This is a genomic window from Nocardiopsis sp. LDBS1602 (assembly GCF_035818715.1).
Taxonomy (GTDB): domain Bacteria; phylum Actinomycetota; class Actinomycetes; order Streptosporangiales; family Streptosporangiaceae; genus Nocardiopsis; species Nocardiopsis alba.
Map to the genome: position 1 here is coordinate 189,889 of NZ_JAYLVW010000001.1, position 21,628 is coordinate 211,516.

General features: G+C 71.7%; 20 protein-coding genes. 12 read left to right on the forward strand and 8 right to left on the reverse strand.

Annotated elements, in window-relative coordinates; genetic code table 11:
• Window positions 1–58: 58 nt before the first annotated feature.
• The gene (locus U9J66_RS00855) at window positions 59–1,057 is read right to left on the reverse strand and encodes an N-acetylglucosamine kinase (RefSeq protein ID WP_014908369.1); all 999 of its coding nucleotides are present in this window, start codon (window positions 1,055–1,057) and stop codon (window positions 59–61) included.
• Window positions 1,058–1,272: 215 nt separating this feature from the next.
• Here U9J66_RS00855 and U9J66_RS00860 point away from each other — a divergent pair, with 215 nt between their 5' ends.
• Together U9J66_RS00860 and U9J66_RS00865 are read left to right on the forward strand one after the other, a co-directional pair.
• Complete coding sequence (locus U9J66_RS00860; RefSeq protein ID WP_326336664.1) at window positions 1,273–2,568, forward strand: GNAT family N-acetyltransferase; 1,296 nt, start codon at window positions 1,273–1,275, stop codon at window positions 2,566–2,568.
• Window positions 2,569–2,675: 107 nt separating this feature from the next.
• On the forward strand, window positions 2,676–3,134 hold the full coding sequence (locus U9J66_RS00865; RefSeq protein ID WP_017535300.1) for a nitroreductase family deazaflavin-dependent oxidoreductase: 459 nt from the start codon (window positions 2,676–2,678) through the stop codon (window positions 3,132–3,134).
• A 65-nt stretch (window positions 3,135–3,199) separates the two neighbouring features.
• Here U9J66_RS00865 and U9J66_RS00870 read toward each other — a convergent pair whose 3' ends face one another.
• The 3 genes from U9J66_RS00870 to U9J66_RS00880 are packed head-to-tail and all read right to left on the reverse strand — an operon-like array spanning window position 3,200 to window position 5,746.
• Complete coding sequence (locus tag U9J66_RS00870; protein WP_017535301.1) at window positions 3,200–4,261, reverse strand: aminotransferase class V-fold PLP-dependent enzyme; 1,062 nt, start codon at window positions 4,259–4,261, stop codon at window positions 3,200–3,202.
• A gap of 46 nt (window positions 4,262–4,307) precedes the next feature.
• Entirely contained in the window at window positions 4,308–5,156 is an 849-nt protein-coding gene (locus U9J66_RS00875) for an aminoglycoside phosphotransferase family protein (RefSeq protein ID WP_326336665.1), read from the reverse strand.
• 50 nt (window positions 5,157–5,206) lie between these two features.
• Window positions 5,207–5,746, reverse strand: a complete 540-nt coding sequence (locus tag U9J66_RS00880; RefSeq protein ID WP_014908722.1) for a MarR family winged helix-turn-helix transcriptional regulator — start codon at window positions 5,744–5,746, stop codon at window positions 5,207–5,209.
• Window positions 5,747–6,036: 290 nt separating this feature from the next.
• On the opposite strand from U9J66_RS00880, the gene U9J66_RS00885 reads away from it, so the two are divergent.
• The 6 genes from U9J66_RS00885 to U9J66_RS00910 all read left to right on the forward strand — a co-directional run bounded on the left by U9J66_RS00885 (window position 6,037) and on the right by U9J66_RS00910 (window position 13,120).
• Complete coding sequence (locus U9J66_RS00885; RefSeq protein ID WP_014911234.1) at window positions 6,037–6,999, forward strand: MBL fold metallo-hydrolase; 963 nt, start codon at window positions 6,037–6,039, stop codon at window positions 6,997–6,999.
• A gap of 107 nt (window positions 7,000–7,106) precedes the next feature.
• Complete coding sequence (locus U9J66_RS00890) at window positions 7,107–8,774, forward strand: FAD-dependent monooxygenase (protein WP_326336666.1); 1,668 nt, start codon at window positions 7,107–7,109, stop codon at window positions 8,772–8,774.
• A 135-nt stretch (window positions 8,775–8,909) separates the two neighbouring features.
• Entirely contained in the window at window positions 8,910–10,115 is a 1,206-nt protein-coding gene (locus tag U9J66_RS00895; protein WP_161112211.1) for a homogentisate 1,2-dioxygenase, read from the forward strand.
• Window positions 10,112–10,948 carry a hypothetical protein gene (locus tag U9J66_RS00900; RefSeq protein ID WP_326336667.1) on the forward strand — a complete coding sequence of 279 codons (837 nt, stop codon included), beginning with the start codon at window positions 10,112–10,114 and terminating at the stop codon, window positions 10,946–10,948. The genes U9J66_RS00895 and U9J66_RS00900 overlap by 4 nt, the downstream gene beginning before the upstream one ends.
• A 19-nt stretch (window positions 10,949–10,967) precedes the next feature.
• The gene (fahA, locus tag U9J66_RS00905; protein ID WP_042285514.1) at window positions 10,968–12,182 is read left to right on the forward strand and encodes a fumarylacetoacetase; all 1,215 of its coding nucleotides are present in this window, start codon (window positions 10,968–10,970) and stop codon (window positions 12,180–12,182) included.
• Between the two features lie 116 nt (window positions 12,183–12,298).
• Entirely contained in the window at window positions 12,299–13,120 is an 822-nt protein-coding gene (locus U9J66_RS00910) for a MerR family transcriptional regulator (RefSeq protein WP_326336668.1), read from the forward strand.
• Window positions 13,121–13,175: 55 nt separating this feature from the next.
• On the opposite strand, the gene U9J66_RS00915 is transcribed toward U9J66_RS00910, so the two are convergent.
• Complete coding sequence (locus tag U9J66_RS00915; RefSeq protein WP_326336669.1) at window positions 13,176–13,748, reverse strand: DUF4291 domain-containing protein; 573 nt, start codon at window positions 13,746–13,748, stop codon at window positions 13,176–13,178.
• A gap of 174 nt (window positions 13,749–13,922) precedes the next feature.
• Here U9J66_RS00915 and U9J66_RS00920 point away from each other — a divergent pair, with 174 nt between their 5' ends.
• Window positions 13,923–14,672, forward strand: coding sequence for a phosphotransferase family protein (locus tag U9J66_RS00920; RefSeq protein WP_326336670.1), 750 nt, complete (start codon window positions 13,923–13,925; stop codon window positions 14,670–14,672).
• 18 nt (window positions 14,673–14,690) lie between these two features.
• On the opposite strand, the gene U9J66_RS00925 is transcribed toward U9J66_RS00920, so the two are convergent.
• Together U9J66_RS00925 and U9J66_RS00930 are read right to left on the reverse strand one after the other, a co-directional pair.
• On the reverse strand, window positions 14,691–15,218 hold the full coding sequence (locus U9J66_RS00925; protein WP_036568282.1) for a GNAT family N-acetyltransferase: 528 nt from the start codon (window positions 15,216–15,218) through the stop codon (window positions 14,691–14,693).
• A gap of 59 nt (window positions 15,219–15,277) precedes the next feature.
• Entirely contained in the window at window positions 15,278–16,327 is a 1,050-nt protein-coding gene (locus tag U9J66_RS00930) for an epoxide hydrolase family protein (RefSeq protein WP_326336671.1), read from the reverse strand.
• 284 nt (window positions 16,328–16,611) lie between these two features.
• On the opposite strand from U9J66_RS00930, the gene U9J66_RS00935 reads away from it, so the two are divergent.
• Together U9J66_RS00935 and U9J66_RS00940 are read left to right on the forward strand one after the other, a co-directional pair.
• Complete coding sequence (locus U9J66_RS00935) at window positions 16,612–17,253, forward strand: HAD family hydrolase (protein ID WP_042285524.1); 642 nt, start codon at window positions 16,612–16,614, stop codon at window positions 17,251–17,253.
• Window positions 17,254–17,371: 118 nt separating this feature from the next.
• Window positions 17,372–18,292 (forward strand): NADP-dependent oxidoreductase, encoded by a 921-nt coding sequence (locus U9J66_RS00940; RefSeq protein WP_326336672.1) that lies wholly within the window; start codon window positions 17,372–17,374, stop codon window positions 18,290–18,292.
• A gap of 51 nt (window positions 18,293–18,343) precedes the next feature.
• Here U9J66_RS00940 and U9J66_RS00945 read toward each other — a convergent pair whose 3' ends face one another.
• Window positions 18,344–20,239 (reverse strand): alkyl/aryl-sulfatase, encoded by a 1,896-nt coding sequence (locus U9J66_RS00945; protein ID WP_326336673.1) that lies wholly within the window; start codon window positions 20,237–20,239, stop codon window positions 18,344–18,346.
• 194 nt (window positions 20,240–20,433) lie between these two features.
• On the opposite strand from U9J66_RS00945, the gene U9J66_RS00950 reads away from it, so the two are divergent.
• Window positions 20,434–21,243 carry an alpha/beta fold hydrolase gene (locus U9J66_RS00950; RefSeq protein ID WP_326336674.1) on the forward strand — a complete coding sequence of 270 codons (810 nt, stop codon included), beginning with the start codon at window positions 20,434–20,436 and terminating at the stop codon, window positions 21,241–21,243.
• The last annotated feature ends 385 nt before the right edge of the window (window positions 21,244–21,628 follow it).

Sequence of the window (21,628 nt, forward strand, 5' to 3'; positions counted from 1 at the left end):
CAAGCCTAACCCGATACACAGTAGGGCACCGTGACGGAACGGAGCAAACCGGCGCCGATCAGGCCGGGACCGAGGGGGCGGCCGGATCCGCGCCGGTGAAGGCGGCGTGCAGCGCGGGGTCGTCGCCGTCCACACCGGCGTTCACCGCCGCCAGCCAGGCCGCGGCCCCCTCCGTGCGACCGGCCCGCAGCACGGGCGCCCCGGTGCCCAGGGTCAGCTTGTGGGTCAACGCCTCCCGGATCGGCGCGGACCGGATGAGCACCCCGCCCGCCAGCACCACCGGCAGACGTTCGCCCGGCACCCGGACCTGGTGCACCGACTGGGCCAGGTGCCCGGCGGCGGCGTTCACGATCACCTCGGCCGACGGATCGCCCTGTCGATGCGCCTCGGTCACCAGTGGGGCGAACTCGGCCAGACCGATCGGCGGGGCGGCGGTCAGGGTCCGGGCGAAGTCGCGCGCGTGCTCCTCGGGCCGGTACTCCCCGGTGGGGCGTCGCCCCGGGACCACCCGTTTGGCCACGGCCCGGGCCAGCGGACTGAGCTCGCCGCCCAGGCTCATCTGTCGAGCGGTCTCCCGGGCGGCCTGGTGCCCGATCCAGAACGCCGAGCCCTCGTCCCCGATCAGCCAGCCCATCCCGTCGGCGGTCCTGACACGGCGCCGCCCTTCGATCCGGGTGGCGATCGCCCCGGTCCCGGCGATGAGGACGGTGCCGTGGGGCTCGGGGGTGCCCGAGGCGAAGGCGACCTCGTCGTCCCCGACGAACTCGTCCCCTCCCGGGGTCAGGCCGGCCTTGACCAGCGCGTCCTCCATGTGTTCGCGGATCGTGTCGTCCCGCAGGAGCGATACCCCGGCCAGACCGACCACGGCCGCGACCACCGAACCGCGCGCCGTCGGCCCGGCCCGGTCCAGGGCGGAACCGATCGCCTCGGTCAGTTGCTCGGCGGCCCGTTCGGGGCCGTGCGCGTTGGGGTTGGCCCCGCCGGCCCGGGCCTCGCCCAAGGGGACGCCGTCCAGGGTGGTCACCAGGGCGCGGGTGGTCGTGCCCCCGGCGTCCACCCCCACGACCAGGGAGGGAGCGGGGGAGGAGGGAGGGAATCGTCGTGTCGTCACGAACAGAGCCTGCCCTGAGCGGGGGCGGATTACTCACCCGGGTGCGGCTCCGGGTTCGAACGGGAACCCGGTTCTCGCGCCGCTTCCGACGGCGCCGATCGAGGGCGCGGCGCGTGAAAAACCTGTGGCTCGATCCTTCTCCGACCTGGTAACCATCGATCATGGCCGGCGAAACCGAGGAGAAGACCGTGAACACGACCCGCAGAGAATGGACGGTGCGCCACGGCGACCGCGACGACTACGCCGAGGCGATGCGCGTGGTCGGGCAGGCGCTCCTGTTCGGCGAGGAACTCGAGGCCCTGCTCGAACGATCCCGCCTTCTGCACGACGTGATGGGCTACGAACGCCTCCTCGTCGCGGTGGACGACACCGAAGGAACCGAGGAGATCATCGGCTCGGCCAACCACTTCCCCTTCGAGATGACCATGCCCGGCGGGCCCGTCCCCGTGGCCGGTGTGACCGGTGTGGGCGTGTGGCCCACCTATCGTCGGCGCGGCGTCCTGAGCGCGATCATGCGCCGTCAGCTCGCCGACATCCATGAGCAGGGGGTGCGCTACGCCGCCCTGTGGGCCTCGGAGGGCTCCATCTACGAGCGCTTCGGCTACGGCGTCGCCTGCCACGAGATGGACGAGATCTCGATCTCCAGCCCCCACGACGTGCTGCGGGCCGACGCTCCCCGCGACCCGGACCTGAAGGTCGTCCTGCGGGAACCGGCGGCGGTCCGCGCCGACCTGGAGCGCGTCCACGACGCCTTCGCCTCGACCAGGGTCGGACAGTTCCGCCGGACCGAGCCCTGGTGGGACCGGACCCTGCGCGACACCCCCGACCGCCGCGAAGGGCGCAGCCCCATGATGGCGGTCGTGGTGTACGGGGCGGAGGGACCGCTGGGCTACGCCCTGTACCGCACCAAGGCCCGGTGGGCCGACGACGGCGCCCAGGGCGAGGTGTACGTCCAGGAGATCGTCGCCACCGCCCCCACCGTCTGGACCGCCCTGTTCGAGCATCTGTTCAACCGGGACCTGGTCTCCCGGGTCGAGTTCTCCTTCCTCCCGGCCGACTGCCCGCTGCACCACCTGCTCCCCGACCGGGGCCGTGCCCCGGCCAAGCTCTTCCCCTCGCTGTGGGTGCGCCTGGTCGACGTCCCGGGTGCTCTGTCCGAGCGTCCCTACGCCGCGCCCTTCGAGGGCGTCCTGGAGGTCGCCGACCGGTACGCGCCCTGGAACGCCGGACGGTGGCGGATCAAGGCCGACACCGACGGCGCCCGGGTCGAGTCCACCGACGCCGCGCCCGATCTGTCCCTGGACGTCCACCACCTGGGCTCGGCCCACCTCGGTCGGACCTCGCTCACCGGCTACCTGCGGGCGGGTCTGATCACCGAGCACACCCCGGGCGCCACGGCCCGACTCGACACCGCCCTGCACCGCCACGACGCCCCCTTCTGCGGCGTCATCTTCTGATCGGCCGATCCCGCCGGGGCCGCGGTACGCATGTCGCGCGCCCCGGGCGGGGCCTCTCGTGCCACCATCGGGGTGATCCGACGACCTCGCCTGAGCCAGGGAGAGAGATGGCCACGCACGACATCCTGCCCGGAGAATACGAGCCGAGCGCCTCGCAGTGGGTCCGCGACCAGGTGGAACTGTACGAACGCACCGGCGGTCGCGAGGGCGACACCCTCATGGACACGGGGATGCCGGTCGTCATCCTCAGCACGCGCGGACGCAAGAGCGGCAAGGTCCGCAAGTCCGCCGTCATGAAGGTCGAGCACGGCGGCCTGTACGCGGTGATCGGCTCCCAGGGCGGAGCCCCCGAGGACCCGGCCTGGGTGCACAACCTGCGCGCCGCCCCCGACGAGGTGGCGCTCCAGGACGGGCCCGAGCCCTTCGCCGCCACCGCGCGCGAGGTCGAGGGCGACGAGCGGGAGCTGTGGTGGGAGCGGGCCGTGGCCGCCTACCCGCCCTACGCCGACTACCAGCGCAAGACCGACCGCCGTATCCCGGTGTTCGTCGTCGGCCCCAAGGGCTGATCCCGACCGGTCCGGCCCCCGCCCCGCGTGAGCGTGATGGGCGGGGGCCGGTCGTGTGCGCGGGCTCAGAGGGAACCGGCGAGCGCCTCCAAGAGCCGGTCCACGTCGTCCTCGGTGTTGTACAGGTGGAACGACAGGCGCAGCCGCCCGTTCCGGACCGAGGCCTTCACCCCCGCCTCGGCCAACCGCGCGGCCGTGCCCTCCCGAACCGGCACGGACACGATCGCCGACCCGGTGCCCTCCAGCCCGAGCTCGGCGCGGAAGCGGTCGGCCAGGGAGGTGTCGTGCTCGTGGATCGCGGCGACCCCCACCTCCTCGATCAGCTCCAGGGAACGCTCCAACGCCACCCAGGCCGGCCACACCGGGGCCAGGTCCAACCGCCCGGCGTCGGATCCCTGTTCCAGGGCCGCCCCGTACAGGGACCCCCACGGTTCGGCCCCCGCGTACCAGTTCGCCGCCCGCGGCCGCAGCGCGGCCAGCGCCTCGGCGGTCCCGGACAGGAAGGCCGAGCCCCGGGTCCCCAGCAGCCACTTGTAGGCGCTGCACACCACGTAGTCGAAGCGGTCGTCGTCCAAGGGAAGCCAGCCGGCGGACTGGGTGGTGTCGACCAGCAGGCGGGTATCGCGGTCGGAACAGGCCGCCACCAGGTCGTCCAGAGGGGCGAGCGCGCCGTCGGAGGACTGCGCCGCCGACACCGCCACGAGCGCTGTCGAGGGGCCGACCTCCTCGGGCAGCCGTTCCAGGGGGACCTCGCGCACCCTCAGCCCCTCACGGGTGGAGAAGGGGTGCACGGTGGAGCTGAACTCGCGTTCGGCCACCAGCACCTCCGCGCCCTCCGGCAGGCTCGCGGCGACGGTCCCGGTGAACTGGGCGGTGTGGGTGCCGAGGGCGACCCGGTCGGGGGTCACCCCCGTCAACCGGGCGTAGGAGGCGCGGGCGCGTTCGACCCCGGCGTCGGCCTCGGCGGGGGAGAAGCCTCCTTCGGCCACCTCGTGGGTGTGCTCCTCCAGTGCCCGGAGGGCCGGCCCGGGTGTCAGGCCATGGGTGGCGGTGTCGAGGTAGACGTTCCGGGCGCCGAACCACGATCGGGCGGCGCGCAGGCGCTCGTGGGCGCTGCTCTGTTCCATAGCGAGATGTTCACAGGGGAGTGCCCCCACGACAAGACCCGATCCGTCACCGAAGACCGGCGCCGTCTGCGCCCGTCGCGGCCCGGAGCCGGGCGATCCACTCGACGCCCTGCCGTCGTCCGTCGGGGAAACGGTCGTCCCGGTCCCATCGCCAGGCGGCGATCATCGCCGTCATGAGCGTGCGGCACCGGCGCAGTAGTTCCCTGTCGACGTCCGGGTAGTGGTCGGCGACCTCGTCGGGGGCGTGCGCGAGGTCGAACTCGACCGGCCCTCGGCAACAGGTCTCCAGGTCGACGAAGAGCGGTCCTTCGGCGGTGGGGAGCAGGTTGCCGGGGTGCGGTTCGCCGTGCAGGAGCCGCTCCGGGGCGCCGTGTTCGAGGACGCCCTGCTCCATCTCGCGCAGGGTGCCGGCGAGCAGCTCTCGGTCGGGGGCGGTCAGTTCCGGGGTGCGGTGGTGGTCGTCCACGAGGGCGCGGGCCTGAGCCACCCGGTCCGTGAAGCGCGGTGCGGGGAGGTCGATCTCGCGCAGACCTTCGTGCAGTCGGGCGAGGGCGTGGGCGTAGTCGGACGCGGGGACGTCCAAGGGCGGCACCGGCGGGTGGTGGGTCCACAGGGTGATCGCGAAGCCGTCGCGTTCGTGGACGACCGCCGGCACGCGGGGGTGAGGGGAGGCCACGGGCGCTCCGGCCAGGGTGAGTCGTCGGGCGAGCTCCACCTCGAATCCGGCCGCGTCCTCGCCGAGAGGGGCCACCCGGGCCAGCACGTCGCCGGGCGTGAGCCACAGGGTGATCCGGTTCGACTCGTGCAGGACCACCGCGTCGTCGGCGTCGAGGTCGAAGGAGGCGGCGACGGCGAGGGCGGCGGACACCGCCCGCCGGGCCCGGGGTTCTCTCATGATCGTCGGTCCCTTCATGGGGGGTGGGCACCGACCACCGGGCCGGTCTCTCAGTTGCGGAACTTGGCCTGGGCGTCGGTGGAGCCGGCCATCAGCTTGTTGAGCAGGCGCACCAGCTCACGGCGCTCCTCGGGTTCGAGGGCCTGGGCCCAGGCGCTCTCGCGTCGGTTGTGCGCGCGGAAGACGCCCAGGATCGCCCCGTAGCCGGCGTCGGTCAGGCTGAGCTGGAGGGCGCGCCGGTCGTGGGTGGCGCGTTCGCGGCTGAGCAGTCCGTCGCGTTCGAGGGTGTTGAGCAGGGCGGACAGGGCCGCGCGGCTCATTCCGGAGATCTCGGCGGTGGTCTTGGCCTCCATGGGGCCGGCCAGCCAGAGGGCGAAGAGGACGCGGAAGCCGGGCCAGGTCCAGCCTCGGGGGCGGTGGACGGAGGACTCCAGGTCGTAGACGACCATGCTCGTGGCCCGGTTGAGGGTGAGCACCATGCGCATGGCCTCGGCGTTCACCGTGGGGAGTTCCCGTTCGGCCTTCTGCACCGCGTAGTCCACGAAGGACCAGAAGGTGAGATCGTCCGGGGGTGCGGTGTTGTGAGTCACGCCGACCACCCTAGTACGCGGCCGGGGCCGTCCCGGGGCGTTTTCCTCTGTCACACCGGCCCCACCAGCACTTTCCCTTTCGATCGATGGCGGTGACGCTCCGAAACGGGTGCGTCACGGTCGCTTCGTCGGGTTTCGCGCGCATGTTCGATATGTGAGCTGCATCACGATATCGAGGGTTCCAGGCCTCTTGGCCCTGTGGCGTAGGGCACGTTATGGTCATTTTCATCAAACGTTTGATCATTTGGGCGGCGGACACCGCCCGTGACGACCGAAGGGGCCTTCCGACCATGGCAGCCAAGCCGTTCGCCTCGTCCGCAGACACCGACGCCAAGGAACAGACCCTGGAGGTCCTGGCCGACGGCGTCTACGCCCTCACCGCCGAGGGCGACCCCAACGTGGGCGCCATCGAGGGCGAGGACTTCGTCGTGGCCTTCGAGGCCCTGGCCACCCCCACCGCCGCCAGGGAATGGCTCGCCAAGCTCCGTGAGCACACCGACAAGCCCGTCCGCTACCTGGTCCTGTCGCACTACCACGCGGTCCGGGTCCTGGGGGCCAGCGCCTTCGACGCCACCGTCATCCTCACCCACGAGAAGACGCACGAGCTCATCCGCGAACGCGGCGAGCAGGACTGGGCCAGCGAGTTCGGCCGCATGCCCCGGCTGGCCAAGGACGCCGACTCCGTCCCCGGCCTGACCTGGCCCACCCAGACCTTCGCCGACCGCACCACCATCGACCTGGGCGGCGACCGCGGCGAACTGGTCCTGGAGTACTTCGGCCGCGGCCACACCGAGGGCGACATCGTCGCCTGGCTGCCCAAGCAGCGGATCCTCTTCGCCGGTGACCTCGTCGAGGCCCAGGCCGCCCTCTACACCGGCGACGCCTTCCACAAGGACTGGGCCGGCGCCACCCTCGACCGGGTCAAGGCCCTCCAGGCCGAGATGCTCGTCGGCGGCCGCGGCGCCGTCAGCCGGGGCCGCGAGGAGGTCGACGCCGCCATCGAGCAGACCCGCGACTTCCTCAAGGTGATGATCCGCGAGGTCGGCGCCGTCCACGAACGCGGCGGCACCCTCAAGGAGGCCTTCGAGAACACCCACGCCGCCCTGGTCGACGGCTATGGCCACTGGCCCATCTTCGAACACTGCCTGCCCTTCGACGTCTCCCGCCTGTGGGACGAGTTCTCCGGCATCGAGCGGCCCGTCATCTGGACCGCCGAACGCGACCGCGAGGTCTGGGACCTCCTCCAGGGCTGACCCGGCCCTCACCGTCCTCCCCGACCGGCCCCGACCGGAAGAACCCCGCCCCCACACCTCCACCTCCCCTCACGTCCGTACGGGACGCCCCACGAACGGAGCCCGGCATGCACCGCCCCCCACAGCCACGTCCTCCCGCCGACACCTCCACCGACCCCGTGCTGGTCCTCGGCGCGGGCCCGGTGGGACAGACGACGGCCCTGCTCCTGGCCCGTCGCGGGGTGCCCGTACGGATCGTCGACGCCCGACCCGAACGCGACGCCGTCGGCTCCAAGGCCATCTGCCAGCAACGCGACGTCCTCGACGTGTGGGACTGGCTCGGCGGCGGCGCCATCGCCGCCGAGGGCCTGACCTGGGACACCGCGCGCACCTTCTACCGGGACGACGAGCTGTTCGACGTCCGCCTGCCCGACCCCGGCTCCTCGCCCCTGCCCACCTTCGTCAACATCTCCCAGTCGCGCACCGAGGAGATCCTCGACGACCTCCTCGCCCGCGCCGGGGTGGTCATCGGCTGGAACCACGAGGTCACCGGCATCGACCAGGACGAGGACGGCGTCACCGTCGAATGCGCCACCCCGCGGGGGCGGGTCCTGCTCCGCGGCACCCACGCCGTCTCCTGTCTGGGCTCCCACGGCGGCGTCGTCCGCAAGGCCCTGGGGGTGGACTTCGCCGGCACCAGCTTCGACGACCGTTTCCTCATCTGCGACATCCGCGCCGACCTCGGCGACTGGGAACGCGAACGCCGCTTCTACTTCGACCCCGAGTGGAACCCCGGCCGACAGGTGCTCATCCACCCCTGCCCCGACTCGGTGTTCCGGATCGACTGGCAGGTCCCCGCCGACTTCGACCTGGAGACGGAGGAATCGAGCGGCCGGCTGGACGCGCGTATCCGCGAGATCATCGGCGACACCCCCTACGAGATCGTGTGGCACTCGGTCTACCGCTTCCACACCCGCGTCGCCGACCGGATGCGCGTGGGCCGGGTCCTGCTCGCCGGCGACAACGCCCACCTGGTCGCCCCCTTCGGCGCGCGCGGCCTCAACTCCGGGGTCCAGGACGCCGAGAACGCCGCCTGGAAACTGGCCTACGTCCGCGACGGTCGGGCCGGAGAGTGGCTCCTGGAGAGCTACCACACCGAACGCCACGCCGCCGCGCTGGAGAACGCCGAGGTCACCGGCGCCACCATGCGCTTCCTCGTCCCCCAGGGCGAGGACGAGCACGACCTGAGGCTGAGCGTCCTCGAACGCGCCGTCACCGACGAGAAGGTCCACCCGAAGGTCGACTCCGGCCGACTGGCCGAACCCTTCTGGTACACCGACTCGGCGCTCACCACCCCCTGCCCCGACCGCCCCTTCGGCGGACGCCCCCCGCGCGGGTCGGCGCCCAGACCCTGTCCAGGCGTGATCATGCCCGACGTCCCGCTGGCGCTGCCCGGCCGTCCCGACCTGACCCGACTCCGCCCCCTCCTGCGCGAGGGGCTGACACTCCTCCTGAGCGGAACCCCCGAGGGCACCGACCCCGAGACGACGCGCGCCGCGCTGCACGCCGTGGCCACCGGCACCACGCCCGCCCCGATCACCACGCTCCACCTGGACGACATCGACCCCACCGGAGCCCTGGGCCGAGCCCTGGAATGTGAACCCGGTCAGGTCTGGCTGGTGCGCCCCGACGCCCACATCGCGGCCGTCCTTCCCTGCGACGACCACGACGCCGTGCGCGCCGCCATCCGCACCGCCCTGGGACACCCGGCCGCCGACATCGTCGCCACAGCCTGACGAACCCGGCCCCCGGCCGGGGGGACACGCACCCGAACCCGGGGAACGATCCACCCCGACGCACACGACGACCCGCTCCACGGCCCCGCGAAGGGGCGAGGACACCGGACCCGAGAGCCGAACAAGGAGACGACCATGGCCCACTACCGCCAGGTCGGCGAGGTGCCCCGCACCCGCCACACGCAGCACCGCAACCCCGACGGCGGCCTCTACTACGAGGAGCTCATGGGGGAGGAGGGCTTCTCCTCCGACTCCTCGCTCCTGTACCACCGGGCCATCCCGTCGGCCATCGTCGACGCCGCCGAGTGGGAGGTGCCCGACCAGACCCGCAGGCGCAACGCCCCGATGGTGCCCCGCCACCTCAAACTCCACGACCTGTTCCCCGGCCAGGACTGGAAGGCCGCCGACGTCGTCGAGTCCCGCCGTCTCGTCCTGGGCAACGACGACGTGCGCATCTCCTACGTGGTCGCCGGAGCCCCCTCCGAGCTGTACCGCAACGGCATCGGCGACGAATGCGTCTACGTCGAATCGGGCACCGCCCGCGTCGAGACGGTCTTCGGCGTCCTGGAGGTGGGCCGCGGCGACTACGTCATCCTGCCGCGCGCCACCACCCACCGCTGGGTGCCCACCGGCGAGGAACCCCTGCGCGCCTACGTGGTCGAGGCCAACGGCCACATCGCCCCGCCCAAGCGCTACCTGTCCCGCTACGGCCAGTTCCTGGAGCACGCCCCCTACTGCGAACGCGACCTGCGCGGCCCCGAGGGTCCGCTGCTCGTCGAGGGCGAGAACGTCGACGTGCTCATCAAGCACCGCGGCGACGGACCCGGCGGCATCTCCGGCACCCGCTACACCTACCCCACGCACCCCTTCGACGTCGTGGGCTGGGACGGCTGCCTGTACCCCTACGCCTTCAACATCGACGATTTCCAGCCCATCACCGGCCGCGTCCACCAGCCGCCGCCCGTCCACCAGGTGTTCGAGGGGCACAACTTCGTCATCTGCAACTTCGTGCCCCGCAAGGTGGACTACCACCCCGAGTCCATCCCGGTGCCCTACTACCACTCCAACGTGGACTCCGACGAGGTCATGTTCTACTGCGGAGGCGACTACGAGGCGCGCAAGGGCTCCGGCATCGGCCAGGGCTCCATCTCCCTGCACCCCGGCGGTCACTCCCACGGCCCCCAGCCCGGCGCCTACGAGCGCAGCGTCGGCGCGGAGGCCTTCGACGAGCTCGCCGTCATGGTCGACACCTTCCGCCCGCTCGACCTGGGCGAGGGCGGCACCGCCGTCGACGACGGCACCTACGCCTGGACCTGGGCCAAGGGACAGGGGCGGGCATGACCTCGGCCCTGTACCGCGGACTGTTCGACGACGCCGCGCTGTTCCCGCCCGGTAACGCGCCCATGGGCGAGGCCCTGCCCGCCCACCGGGCGCACCGGGCGGGCGCCCGCGCCCCGTACGTGGGCCCCTTCCTGGTCTCCGACGGCCGGATCGCCGAACTGCGCGCGGTCCTGGCCCGGGAAGAGGGGGACCACGGCCCGCTCGACGTCGTGGTGACCGTGCCCGGCGGATCCGACGACCTGGCCGCCGCCATCGAGGCGATCACCGCCGATCCGGTCCTGCGCCTGGTCGGAGTGGAGGTGGCCGCGCCCCCGGACCGGGCCGGCGACACCGCCGTCGCGCTCGCCGCCACCCTGCCCCGGGGCGTCGGCGGCCACGTCGAGATCGCCCGGGGGGAACGGGCCGCCTCCGACATCGCCTCCCTGGTCGGCACCGGCGCCCACGCCAAGTTCCGCACCGGCGGGGTCCGAGCCGAGGCCCACCCCTCCGAGGCCGAACTCGCCGCGCTCCTGGCCACCACGGTCAACGCCGGGCTGCCCTTCAAGTGCACGGCCGGACTGCACCACGCGGTCCGCCACACCACCCCCGAGGGGTTCGAACAGCACGGATTCCTCAACGTCCTGCTGGCCACCCGCCTGCTCCTGGACGGCGAGGGCCGCAAGGAGGCCGCCGCCACCCTGGCCGACCGGGACGGCCGGGCCCTGGCAGCCCGCGCCGCGGCCCTCACCGAGACCGAGATCGCCGACGTGCGCTCCCGGTTCCGCTCCTTCGGCACGTGCAGCGTCACCGAACCCCTGGAGGACCTCGTGGTCCTCGGAGCGCTCACCCTCTGACCTTCGGAAAGCGAGATCCATGTCCGACAGCCCGCTCGACATCGCCCCCGACGCGCGGTTCGGCCCGGCGACCCTGCCCTACGGGGTCTACTCCACCGCGAGCGACCCGCGCACCCGGGTCGGGGTGGCCTACGGCGACCACGTCCTGGACCTGGGGTCCGCGGCCCGCGCCCAGGGCGCCCCGTTCGCCGACGTCGTCGACGGACCGAACCTGGACGCGCTCCTGGCCGCCGGGAAACCCGTCTGGGACGAGGTCCGCGCCGCCCTGACCACGTGGCTGACCGACCCCGCCCACGCCGACGCGGTCCGCCCCCACCTGGTGGAGCGCGCCGAGGTGACCCTGCACCTGCCGTTCACCGTCGCCGACTACGTGGACTTCTACGCCTCCGAGCACCACGCCACCAACGTCGGCCGTATCTTCCGCCCCGACCAGGAGCCCCTCACCCCCAACTGGAAGCACCTGCCGATCGGCTACCACGGTCGCTCCGGCACGATCGTGGCCTCGGGGACCGACATCGTGCGCCCCACCGGCCAGCGCAAACCGCCCACGGAGTCCACACCGGTCTTCGGCCCCTCGGTCCGGTTGGACATCGAGGCCGAGGTCGGTTTCGTCGTGGGCACGCCCACGGAGATGGGCGAACGGGTGGGGGTCGACGACTTCGCCGACCACGTCTTCGGGGTGTTCCTGCTCAACGACTGGTCCTCGCGCGACCTCCAGGCCTGGGAGTACGTCCCCCTGGGCCCGTTCCTGGGCAAGTCGTTCGCCACCTCGATCTCGCCCTGGATCGTGCCGCTGTCCGCCCTGGAGGCGGCCCGGGTCGAACAGCCCGCCCAGGACCCCGAACCGCTGCCCTACCTGCGGGGCTCCCAGCCCTGGGGTCTGGACCTGCGGCTGGAGGTGCGGCTCAACGGACATCTGGTGTCGAGCCCGCCGTTCTCCCTGATGTACTGGACCGCCGCCCAGCAGCTGGCGCACATGACCGTCAACGGCGCCTCCCTGCGCACCGGCGACGTGTACGCCTCGGGTACCGTCAGCGGCCCCGAGGTCGCCCAGCGCGGCTGTCTGCTGGAGCTCACCTGGTCCGGCAAGGAGCCGCTCCGGCTGCCGGACGGCACCGAGCGCACCTTCCTGGAGGACGGTGACGAGGTGACCATCACGGCCACCGCCCCCGGCCCGGACGGCACCCGGGTGGACTTCGGCGAGGTCACCGGCCGGATCCTGCCCGCCCGCTGACCGTCGCCCTCCGGCCCCGCGCGCCTCGACGACAGGCGCGCGGGGCCGACCCGTGTCCCGTTCGGCGCGTAGCCTCTTGACCCTCACACCGTGTCAGGCGATCCACTCGGAGCATCATGTTCACCATCGGAGACTTCGCCCGACACGGTCGCGTCTCGGTCCGGATGCTGCGTCACTACGACGCGACCGGGCTGCTGCGTCCGGCCCACGTCGATCCCGCCAACGGCTACCGGCACTACACCGCGGCCCAGCTCGCCCGCCTCAACCGGATCATCGCGCTCAAGGACCTCGGCTTCACTTTGAGGCAGGTCCACGACATCGTCGACGAGAAGGTCGAGGCCGAGGAGCTGCGCGGCATGCTCAGGCTGCGGCGGGCCGAACTGGAGACCGCCATGGCCGCCGAGCGGGCCAGGCTGACCCAGGTCGAGGCGAGGCTCCGAGCGATCGAGAGCGAGGGGCACATGCCCACGAACGACGTCGTCCTCAAGTCCGTCCCCGCCGTCCGGGTAGCGCGAATGACCGCCACCGCGGCGAGCTTCGACCCCGAGGACATCGGTCCGGTCATCGGTCCGCTCTACACGGTGCTGTTCCGGCGCCTGGAACTGGCGGGCATCGCCCCGACCGGCCCCGGTGTCTCCCACTACGAGGACGCCCCCGAGGGCGGCGGTCGGATCACGGTCCACGCCGCCGTCCAGGTCTCGGCGCCGCTCGGGAGCGGCGACTTCGAGGTCGTCGACCTGCCGCCGGTGGAGCGGGCGGCGACCATCGTGCACCGGGGCGCGATGGCGACCGTGCTCCCCACCGCCCAGACCCTGGCCCGCTGGATCGACGCCGGTGGTCACACGTCGGTCGGCTACCCCCGGGAGGTCACCCTGGAATGCCCGGAGAACCTCGACGACTGGGTGACCGAACTCCAGGCGCCGCTCGATGAAGCCTGACGGCCGGTGACCGTGAACGAGTGAGCGGGTGGCGGAGGGCCGACGAGGTCCACCGTCACCCGCGCCGCTTCGGGCACAGACGTTCCTCCAGCGCCGGAGGCAGGGGGTAGACCCGTTCGGCGGGGAGCAGACGCCGGGCCCCGGCGGTGTCTCCGCGTCTGACCAGGTCGGAGGCCTTGCGCACTCGAGGGGTGAGGTCGGTGAGCCCGACGATCCAGTCGTCGACGAAGGTCCGGATCAGCCCGCGACCGATCCCGACCTGAACGCTGTAGTGGTTCAGCGCCGCCCCGCGCAGGGACCGTTCGGGGTCCCACTGGAGGTGGACGTCGGCCCGGGCCACGGCCTCGGGCGACGAGGTCGTGAGCACCGCCCGTCCCAGAGCCTCCTCCCATCCCTGACGGGTGATCCGCACCGCGAGGATCCGTTCCTGCCCGGACTTTCGAGCCCAGTTGCTGCGGTGGGCCAACCAGGGGAGCGAGGGTTTGATCCAGGTCATCCGCCGGAACGAGAACGGAGGGACGAAACGCCCCTCCCGCAGCGCCGGGTCGGCGATGGCGGACGAGTAGGCCTGGTAGACCACGATCGTGTGCGCGTCGTGGTCGGCGCGGACCTGGTACAGCGGTGTCATGGGCGTGATCCTGGCAGCGGGCGCGCGAGGGCGGCAAACCCTTTTCGGGTGTTCTGCCCTGGTTTTCGCGCCGGCATCCTGTCCAGGGAACGAGGGAGGTGGCGGGATGGTCGCGATGTCGATCGAGGCCGGTGCCGCGCGTGTGGTGCGCGCCCGGATCGTCTGAGGTCGTCCATGTCGGAGATCCCGTTGGAGGGAGGGTTCGTCACCCGGGTCGTCCGGGTCGGCGACACCGTCCGTCGTGTCCCCGCCGAGCGTTCCGGGTTCGTGCACGAGCTGCTGGAACACCTGCGCGAGCGGTCCTGGCCCGGCGCCCCGCGCTTCCTGGGCCTGGACGAGCAGGGGCGCGAGGTCCTGTCCTTCCTGCCCGGCCACGTCGCCTGGCGGCCCGAGGACGCGATCGCCGTGCGCACGCTCGATGCTCTGCGCGGGGTGGCCCGGCTGGTCCGCGAACTCCACGATCTGACCGCCGGCACCCCGCTCGCCGGGGCGTCGGAGGTGGTCTGCCACAACGACCTGTCCCCGAAGAACACCGTCTACCGGGACTCCGGCGCCGGCCCGCTCCCGGTGGCCTTCGTCGACTGGGACCTGGCCGGGCCGGGGGAGCGGGTCCACGACCTGGCGCACGTCTGTTGGCAGTATCTGGATCTCGGCCCCGGATGGACCGACGCCGTGGCGGCGGGGGAGACGCTCCGAGAGATCGCCGACGCCTACGGTCCGGGCGCCTACGAGTATCCGGCCGACCTGGTCGACACCGTCCTGTGGTGGCAGGAGCGCTGCCGTCGGGGGATCGAGGAGGCGGCGCGGCGGGGGCACCCGGCCATGATCCACCTGCGGGAGACGGGGGTCGTGCGCGAGATCGAAGAGGTGCACGCGTGGACGCTCCAGCACCGTGAGGCCCTACTGCGCGGTCTCCGCCGCTGACCGCCCCACTCCGGATCGTCAACCGGAAGGACGCCTCAGGGCGAGGACGTACCGGTCGACCGGGGTGCCGTCCCCGAGCTCCCCTCGGCCATAGAGGGCGAAACCCGCCCGGCGCGCCACCGCCACGGAGGCCCGGTTCTCCGGTTCCACCTCGATCACCGCCTCGGTGCCTCCCAGGTCGGCCGCGTAGCGCGACGCCAGGAGAACCGCCCGGGTGGCCAGGCCGCGCCCCCGCCACAGGGGGTAGAGGCCATAGGCGAGGCTCACCTGGCCCGGGGCCAGACCCTCCTCCGCGAATCGCAGGTCGACCGTTCCCGCGAGCGTTCCCTCGGGCCCCACGCGGACACCGAAGGCACGGAGGGGCCCGGAGACCTCCCATTGCTCACGGCAGTGCCGGAGGTATCTCTCGACGGTCTCTCGGGTACCGGGGCCGCCGTTGAGCCATCGGACGAGGAGTTCGTCCTCACCGTCCAGGTGTGCCGTCGCGTCGTTCGGTCCCAGGGGCGTCAGGGTGACGACCCCGTCGGATGTGCTCGCTTCCGTCATCGGACCATGGTCGATCGTCGTGTCGCGCGCCGCCACCGGTTTTCCCCGGACCCCCGATATCACCCCTTCGACAGGAGGCGGGAGAAGGCCCGCAGGTCACGGGTGAAGAGTCCGGGCTGCTCGAAGGCGGCGAAGTGGCCCCCGCGAGGCTGCTCGGACCAGTGGACCGGGTTCCACTGACGTTCGACCCAGCTCCGGGGCGCGCGGGTCTTCTCGTACGGATAGATCGCCACACCGGTCGGCACCTCCACCCGGCGCCCCCAGACATGGGGGTCGGAACCGTACCGTTCGGAGTCCGCGTACAGGCGGGCGGCGGAGGTGGCGGTGCCGTTCAGCCAGTACAGCATGGTGTTGTCCAACATTCGGTCGAGGGTGAAGGGCGTCCCGTCGCGGGTGTCCGACCAGGTGTGGAACTTCTCCAGGAGCCAGGACGCCAGACCGGCGGGGGAGTCCTCCAAGGCCGGGCCCAGGGTGTGCGGCCGGGTGGCCTGCTGGACGTAGTACCCCTGGTCGGTCCCATAGACGCGCTCGTTGTACTCCAGAACGGCGCGTTCGTCCGGGGTGACATCGGCGAAGGGGTCTTCGAGATCGGGTGGTGGCACCGCCCAGGGGAAGTTGGTGTGGACGCCGATCAACCGGTCCGGGTGTTCCAGCCCGAGCTCGCGTACGACGAAGCCGCCCCAGTCGCCGCCCTGGGCGAGGAAGCGCGGGTATCCGAGCCCGGTCATGAGGTCGGCGAACGCCGACGCGATGGCGGGGACGTCGACCCCGGGGCGGGTGGTGGGACCGGACAACCCGAAGCCGGGCAGGGAGGGCAGCACCACGTGGAAGGCTTCCTCGGGGCGTCCGCCATGCTCGGTGGGGTGGACCAGCGCGGGCAGGCAGTCGAGGAACTCCACGATCGACCCCGGCCACCCGTGGCACAGCAGGAGCGGTGTCGCCCCCGGATGGGGTGAGCGCAGGTGGAAGGCGTGCACGCGGAGCCCGGCGGGTTCCCCGACGACCTGGGGCATCCGGTTCAGCTCCGCCTCGGTCCTCCGCCAGTCGTAGCGGTGCAGCCAGTGCTCCACGAGGTCGCGCAGCCAGGGTTGCGGGGTGCCCGAGCCCACCCTTCGTCGGGGAGTTCGGGGCGAAAGCGGGTCATCTCCAGGCGACGCCGCAGGTCGTCGAGGCCCCGAGCGTCCGTTTCGATGCTGTGGGGTCGCATAGGGCCATTGTCCTTTCCCGCCATGTCCCTTGGGTACACGGCCCTTCGTCGCTCGCCGGAGCCGGAGGTGGGGCCGTCGGCTTCACCCCGCTCCGCCTCTGAAAGCATGGAGCCGCCACGACCATCGACCCCGTCCCGAGCCGGGCGGGGCACGTCGAGAACGCGCGCCCTACGGCGGAGGAGTACATGACCCACCTGCACGTCTTCGACATGGACGGAACCCTGCTGCGGGGCACCACCGCGAGCCTGGAGATCGCCCGCCTGCTCCGGTGCGAGACCCGACTGCTGGAGCTGGAGGCCGACTTCCGCCGGCAGGCGATCGACACGCGGGTCTTCGCGCGCAGTGTCCACGCCCTCTGGTCCGAGCTCACCGAGGAGCACGTCCTGGCGGCCTTCGAGGCGAGCCCCTTCCTGGACGACGTCCGCGAGGTGTGCGAGGACATCCGCGCGCGGGGCGAGTACTCGATGGTGGTGAGCATGTCCCCGGACTTCTACGCGCGGCTGCTGCTCCGCTTCGGGTTCGACGAGGTGGTCGCCTCACGTTTCCCGCCGCTGCCCTTCAGCGCCCCGATCGAACCGGAGAACATCCTCACCCCCGTGGACAAGGTGCGGATCGTGGAGAGCGAGCGTGCGCGCAGGGGTGTGGAGGTCGACGCCTGCGTGGCCTACGGCGACTCCCTGTCGGACGGTCCGCTCTTCGAGCACCTCACCCACACCGTGTCGGTCAACGGCGACGAGCACATCGCGCGGATGGCCTCCCTCCACTACACGGGGTCGAGTCTGTCGGAGGCGTATTCGCTGGCCAGAGGGCTGATCGAAGCGGCCTGACCGGCGCGGGGGCGCCACCCGGATCCGGGCCGTCCTGTCCGCCGAGAGGGAACAGCGGCGCTCCACGCCACCGTTGTTCCTCAGGACGGATACGGTGCGTTCCGATCAAGGAGGACATGTGCGCGCAGCCACTTACAGTCAGTACAGCTCGGACGTCGACACCATCGAGGTCCGTGACGTGCCCGAACCCAAGGTCTTCCCCGGATCCGTCCTGGTCGAGGTACGCGCGGCCGGGGTGAACCCGGTCGACTGGAAGGCGATGACCGGTGGACTCGATCCGCTGATCGACGCCACCTTCCCGGTGATCCCGGGCTGGGACGTGGCCGGGGTCGTCGTCGACGTCGGTCTGGACGCCCCCGAGTTCCAGATCGGCGACGCCGTCATGGCCTACGCCCGCAAGGACGTCCTGGGCCCGGGCACGTTCGCCGAACGGGTGGCGGTCTCGGCCGCCGCCACGACCCGCAAGCCCGACTCCCTCACCTGGGAACAGGCCGGTGGTCTGCCGCTGGCCGGCGGCACCGCCCTGCGTTCGGTGGACGCCCTGGGACCGATCGCGGGTCGGACGGTGCTGATCCACGCGGCGGCCGGGGGCGTGGGCTCCTTCGCCGCGCAGATCGCCCGTGCCCAGGGGGCCCGGGTGATCGGGACGGCCTCCGAACGCAACCACGAGTTCCTGCGCGGCCTCGGCGTGGAGCCGGTGAGCTACGGCGAGGGGCTGACCGAACGGGTGACCGAGATGGCGCCCGAGGGCGTCGACGCGGTCGCCGACTTCGTCGGTGGCCAGCTGGAGACGACCCTGTCCGTCCTCACCCCGGACGGAGTCCACGTGTCGATCGTCGACAACGACGTGCTCGCGCACGGTGGTCGGGTGATCTGGGTGCGTCCGGACGGGAACGAGACGGCCCGGCTCGCCGCGCTCGCCGACCGGGGGGAGCTCACCGTCGAGGTGGCGGGCACCTACGGGTTGAACGAGGTCCCGGAGGCCTTCCGGGTCAGTCGCGAGGGGCACGTGCGCGGCAAGCTCGTGATCGTCCCCTGAGGGACGGTGACGGTGTGGCCCGACCGGGGTTCCGGTCGGGCCACGTTCGTGTCAGGGCGTGACGATGGGGAAGTCGGGTCGGGGCGCGTCCAGGAGCGCCATCAGACGGCGCAGCACCCCGAGATCGCCCTCGTACTCCGAACCCTCCGGCTCGGCGCCCGCGGTCACCCGGAGCAGCCGTTCCTTTGTGAGAGTGAGGGTGAGCCCGGACTCCTCGTCCTCCTCGGGGTCGGGATAGTGGACGAGGACCCCGTTGGAGAGCAGCGCCCGATGACGCTCCCCGAGGTCGGTCACCCGCAGCTCCAGGGACAGCTCCTCCCGCCAGGCGCGGGGCCCGTCGACGCGGATCGCCAGGGAGTCGAGGATCTGGGTGACGTTCAGCGCCGAGAGCAGACTGTCGGCCAGGGGCAGGGCCGTGGGCGGCACCTCGGAGGTGAGCTCGGAGGCCCCCACCAGGAAGAAGTTCCGCCAGGTCGCGCATTCTGACCCGTGTCCGAGCCGGGTCAACACGTGCGCCAGGAACCCCCGGGCGTCGGAGCGGTCGGGGGCGGCGAACACCGCGTGCGAACCCAGCTCGGCGGCGAACCGCAGATCACCCTCGTCGGCGAAGACCCGGGCCTGTGCGAGGAGACCGTCGACCCCGCCCATGGCGCGGGCGTAACGCTCTGCCTGAGCCTTGGGCGGATGCTGCCACAGGTGGGCCGGGTTGCCGTCGAACCAGCCCATGTAACGCTGGTAGATCGCCTTGACGTTATGGGAGACCGATCCGTAGTAGCCGCGCGAGCTCCACGCCCGTTCCAGCGCGGGCGGCAGCGTCAGCTCCTCGGCGATCTCGATCCCGGTGAAGCCCTTGTTCATCAGCCGGAGCGTCTGGTCGTGCAGGTAGGCGTAGATATCGCGCTGTTCGGCCAGGAGATCGCGCAGCGCGTCGGCGCCCCAGGTGGGCCAGTGGTGGGAGGCGAAGACGACGTCGGAGTCGTCGGCGAACAGCCGGATCGTCTCGTTCAGGTAGCGCGACCACATACGCGCGTCACGGACCTGGGCGCCCCGCAGGGTGAGCAGGTTGTGCAGGGTGTGGCAGGCGTTCTCCGCCGTGCACAGGGCCCGACGTTCGGGGAGATGGAAGTTCATCTCCGCCGGGGCCTCGGTGCCCGGGGTCATCTGGAACACGAACCGGACCCCGTCCAAGACCTCCTCCTGGCCGGTATGGGTGATCTCCAGGGTCGGCGGGATCAGCCCCACGCTTCCGTTGGAGGTCCCGATGCCCAACCCCATCCCGACCCGCCCCTCGGGCCCGGGATCCAGGTCGAAGGCGGCGAAGTACATGCCGCGCCGGATCATCGCGGTGCCCGCGTACACGTTCTCCGACGCGGCGTGCTCCATGAAGTGCTCCGGGGCCACGATCGGCACCCGACCGGAGACGACGTCGTCCTCGTCGACGACCCCGCGCACACCACCGAAATGGTCCAGGTGCGGGTGGGTGTAGACGACCGCGGTGACCGGACGATCGGACCGGTACTCGCGGTACAGCCGCAGCGCCTCGGCGGCCACCTCCTCGGAGACCAGCGGGTCCACGACCACGACGCCCTCGTCGCCCTCGATCAGGGTCATGTTGGACAGATCCATGCCCCGGACCTGGTAGACGCCCTCGGTCACCTCGAAGAGCCCGCTCAGGACGGTCAACCGGCCCTGGCGCCACAGATGGGGGTGGACGGTCTCCGGCGCGGTCTTGCCCTGGAGGAAGTCGAACCGGCGCAGATCCCAGACCAGACGGCCTTCATCGTCGGTGACGAAGGTGGGCGCGGGGGCGATGAGCCCGCGCAGGGCGCTGTCGAAGTCGGTGGTGTCGTCCATGGACGGTTCGTGACCCTTCGATCCGGTGCCCCTCGACCTCGTCTGTCGGGGGACACCCGCGGTCGTGTGCGTCGATCCGGTGCCACGGGTCATCGGAACCTCCTCCGGTACGTCCCGGCCTCGGGCGAGGCCCACGGGCACAGGGTGTCCGAGCGCATCTACCCGGAGGTGGCTCGGGCTACGACCAAACGACGGTCAACAACCTCATGAGCGGGCCGTTTCGCCTCCCGCGACGGTGTGTGCGATGCTCCTGCCTCCCCTCGTCACCGGCCCTTGAGGAGATCACCGTGCCCACCCCCTCCTTTCTCGACCTGCGCGGCCGACGCTTCGGCCTCCTCGACTTCGGCGGCGACGGCGTCCCACTGATCGCCCTGCACGGCACGTTCGGCCGGGCCTCCACCTTCTCCGCCACGGCCTCGTACCTGGCCCCGGAGTTCCGGACCATCGCCCTCGACCAGCGCGGCCACGGGCTCTCCGACCACGGCGGCGACCTCGGAAGCGACGCGTTCGTCGACGACGCCGTCGCCCTCCTCGAACACCTCGACCAGGGGCCGGCCCTCCTGCTCGGCCACTCCATGGGCGGGGTGGTCGCCTACCGGCTGGCGGCCCGCCGCCCCGACCTCGTCCGCGCCCTGGTGATCGAGGACGTCGGGTCGGTCACCGACGCCTCCGAGCTCGAACATCCGGTCTTCGACGTCACCGAATGGCCGCGCTCCTTCTCCGATCGGAACGCCCTCGCCGACTTCCTCGTCGGTCAGGGGGTGCCCGCGCTCGGCTACTTCATGGACAGCGCCCACGGGAGCGGTGGCCGGTGGCGGCTGCGCTTCGACCACGAGGACATGCTGGCCGTTCAACACGGCAACGCCGGGGACTTCCGGGCCGACTGGGCGGCCTCCACCCACCCGACCCTGCTCCTGCGCGGTGGGAACAGCCCGCTCTTGTCCAGGGATCGCGCCGAGGAGATGGTCCGTGCCCGCCCCGGCACCCGTCTGCGTGAACTCGCCGGTTGCGGCCACTGGGTGCATCTGGACGACCCGCGCGGCCACGCCGAGCAGGTGCGGACCTTCCTGCGCGAGGTCCTCGACACCCCTCTCTGACGGCGTCCCACAAGGGGCGGAGAACGGTCGGAGACGGAGACGTATTCGGGACGCCGTCCCTTTTCGGGGATCCATCCCACGCATGGTTCCGGAGAAAACGGGCGTGAAGGGAGAACGCCCCCGGTGCTCCGATTGGCCGAGTACGGACACCTCTATCGCTTGAGCGCCATCGGGTCCTGATGAATGATGTTGACGCGTCGAGTTTTCCGGCGCCGGCCATCCGTTCCGGGTTCCACGATTCCTTTTCACGGGCGAAGGGTTTTCGAGCCGATTCCCTTTTTCCTCCCCGAGTGATCGTGCCGCCCGATATCCCCCATGTCCCTTGAGAATGGACAGCGCCGTCTTCCATCGCCATGGCGTCCGTGAACCCTGCCTTTCACGGGTG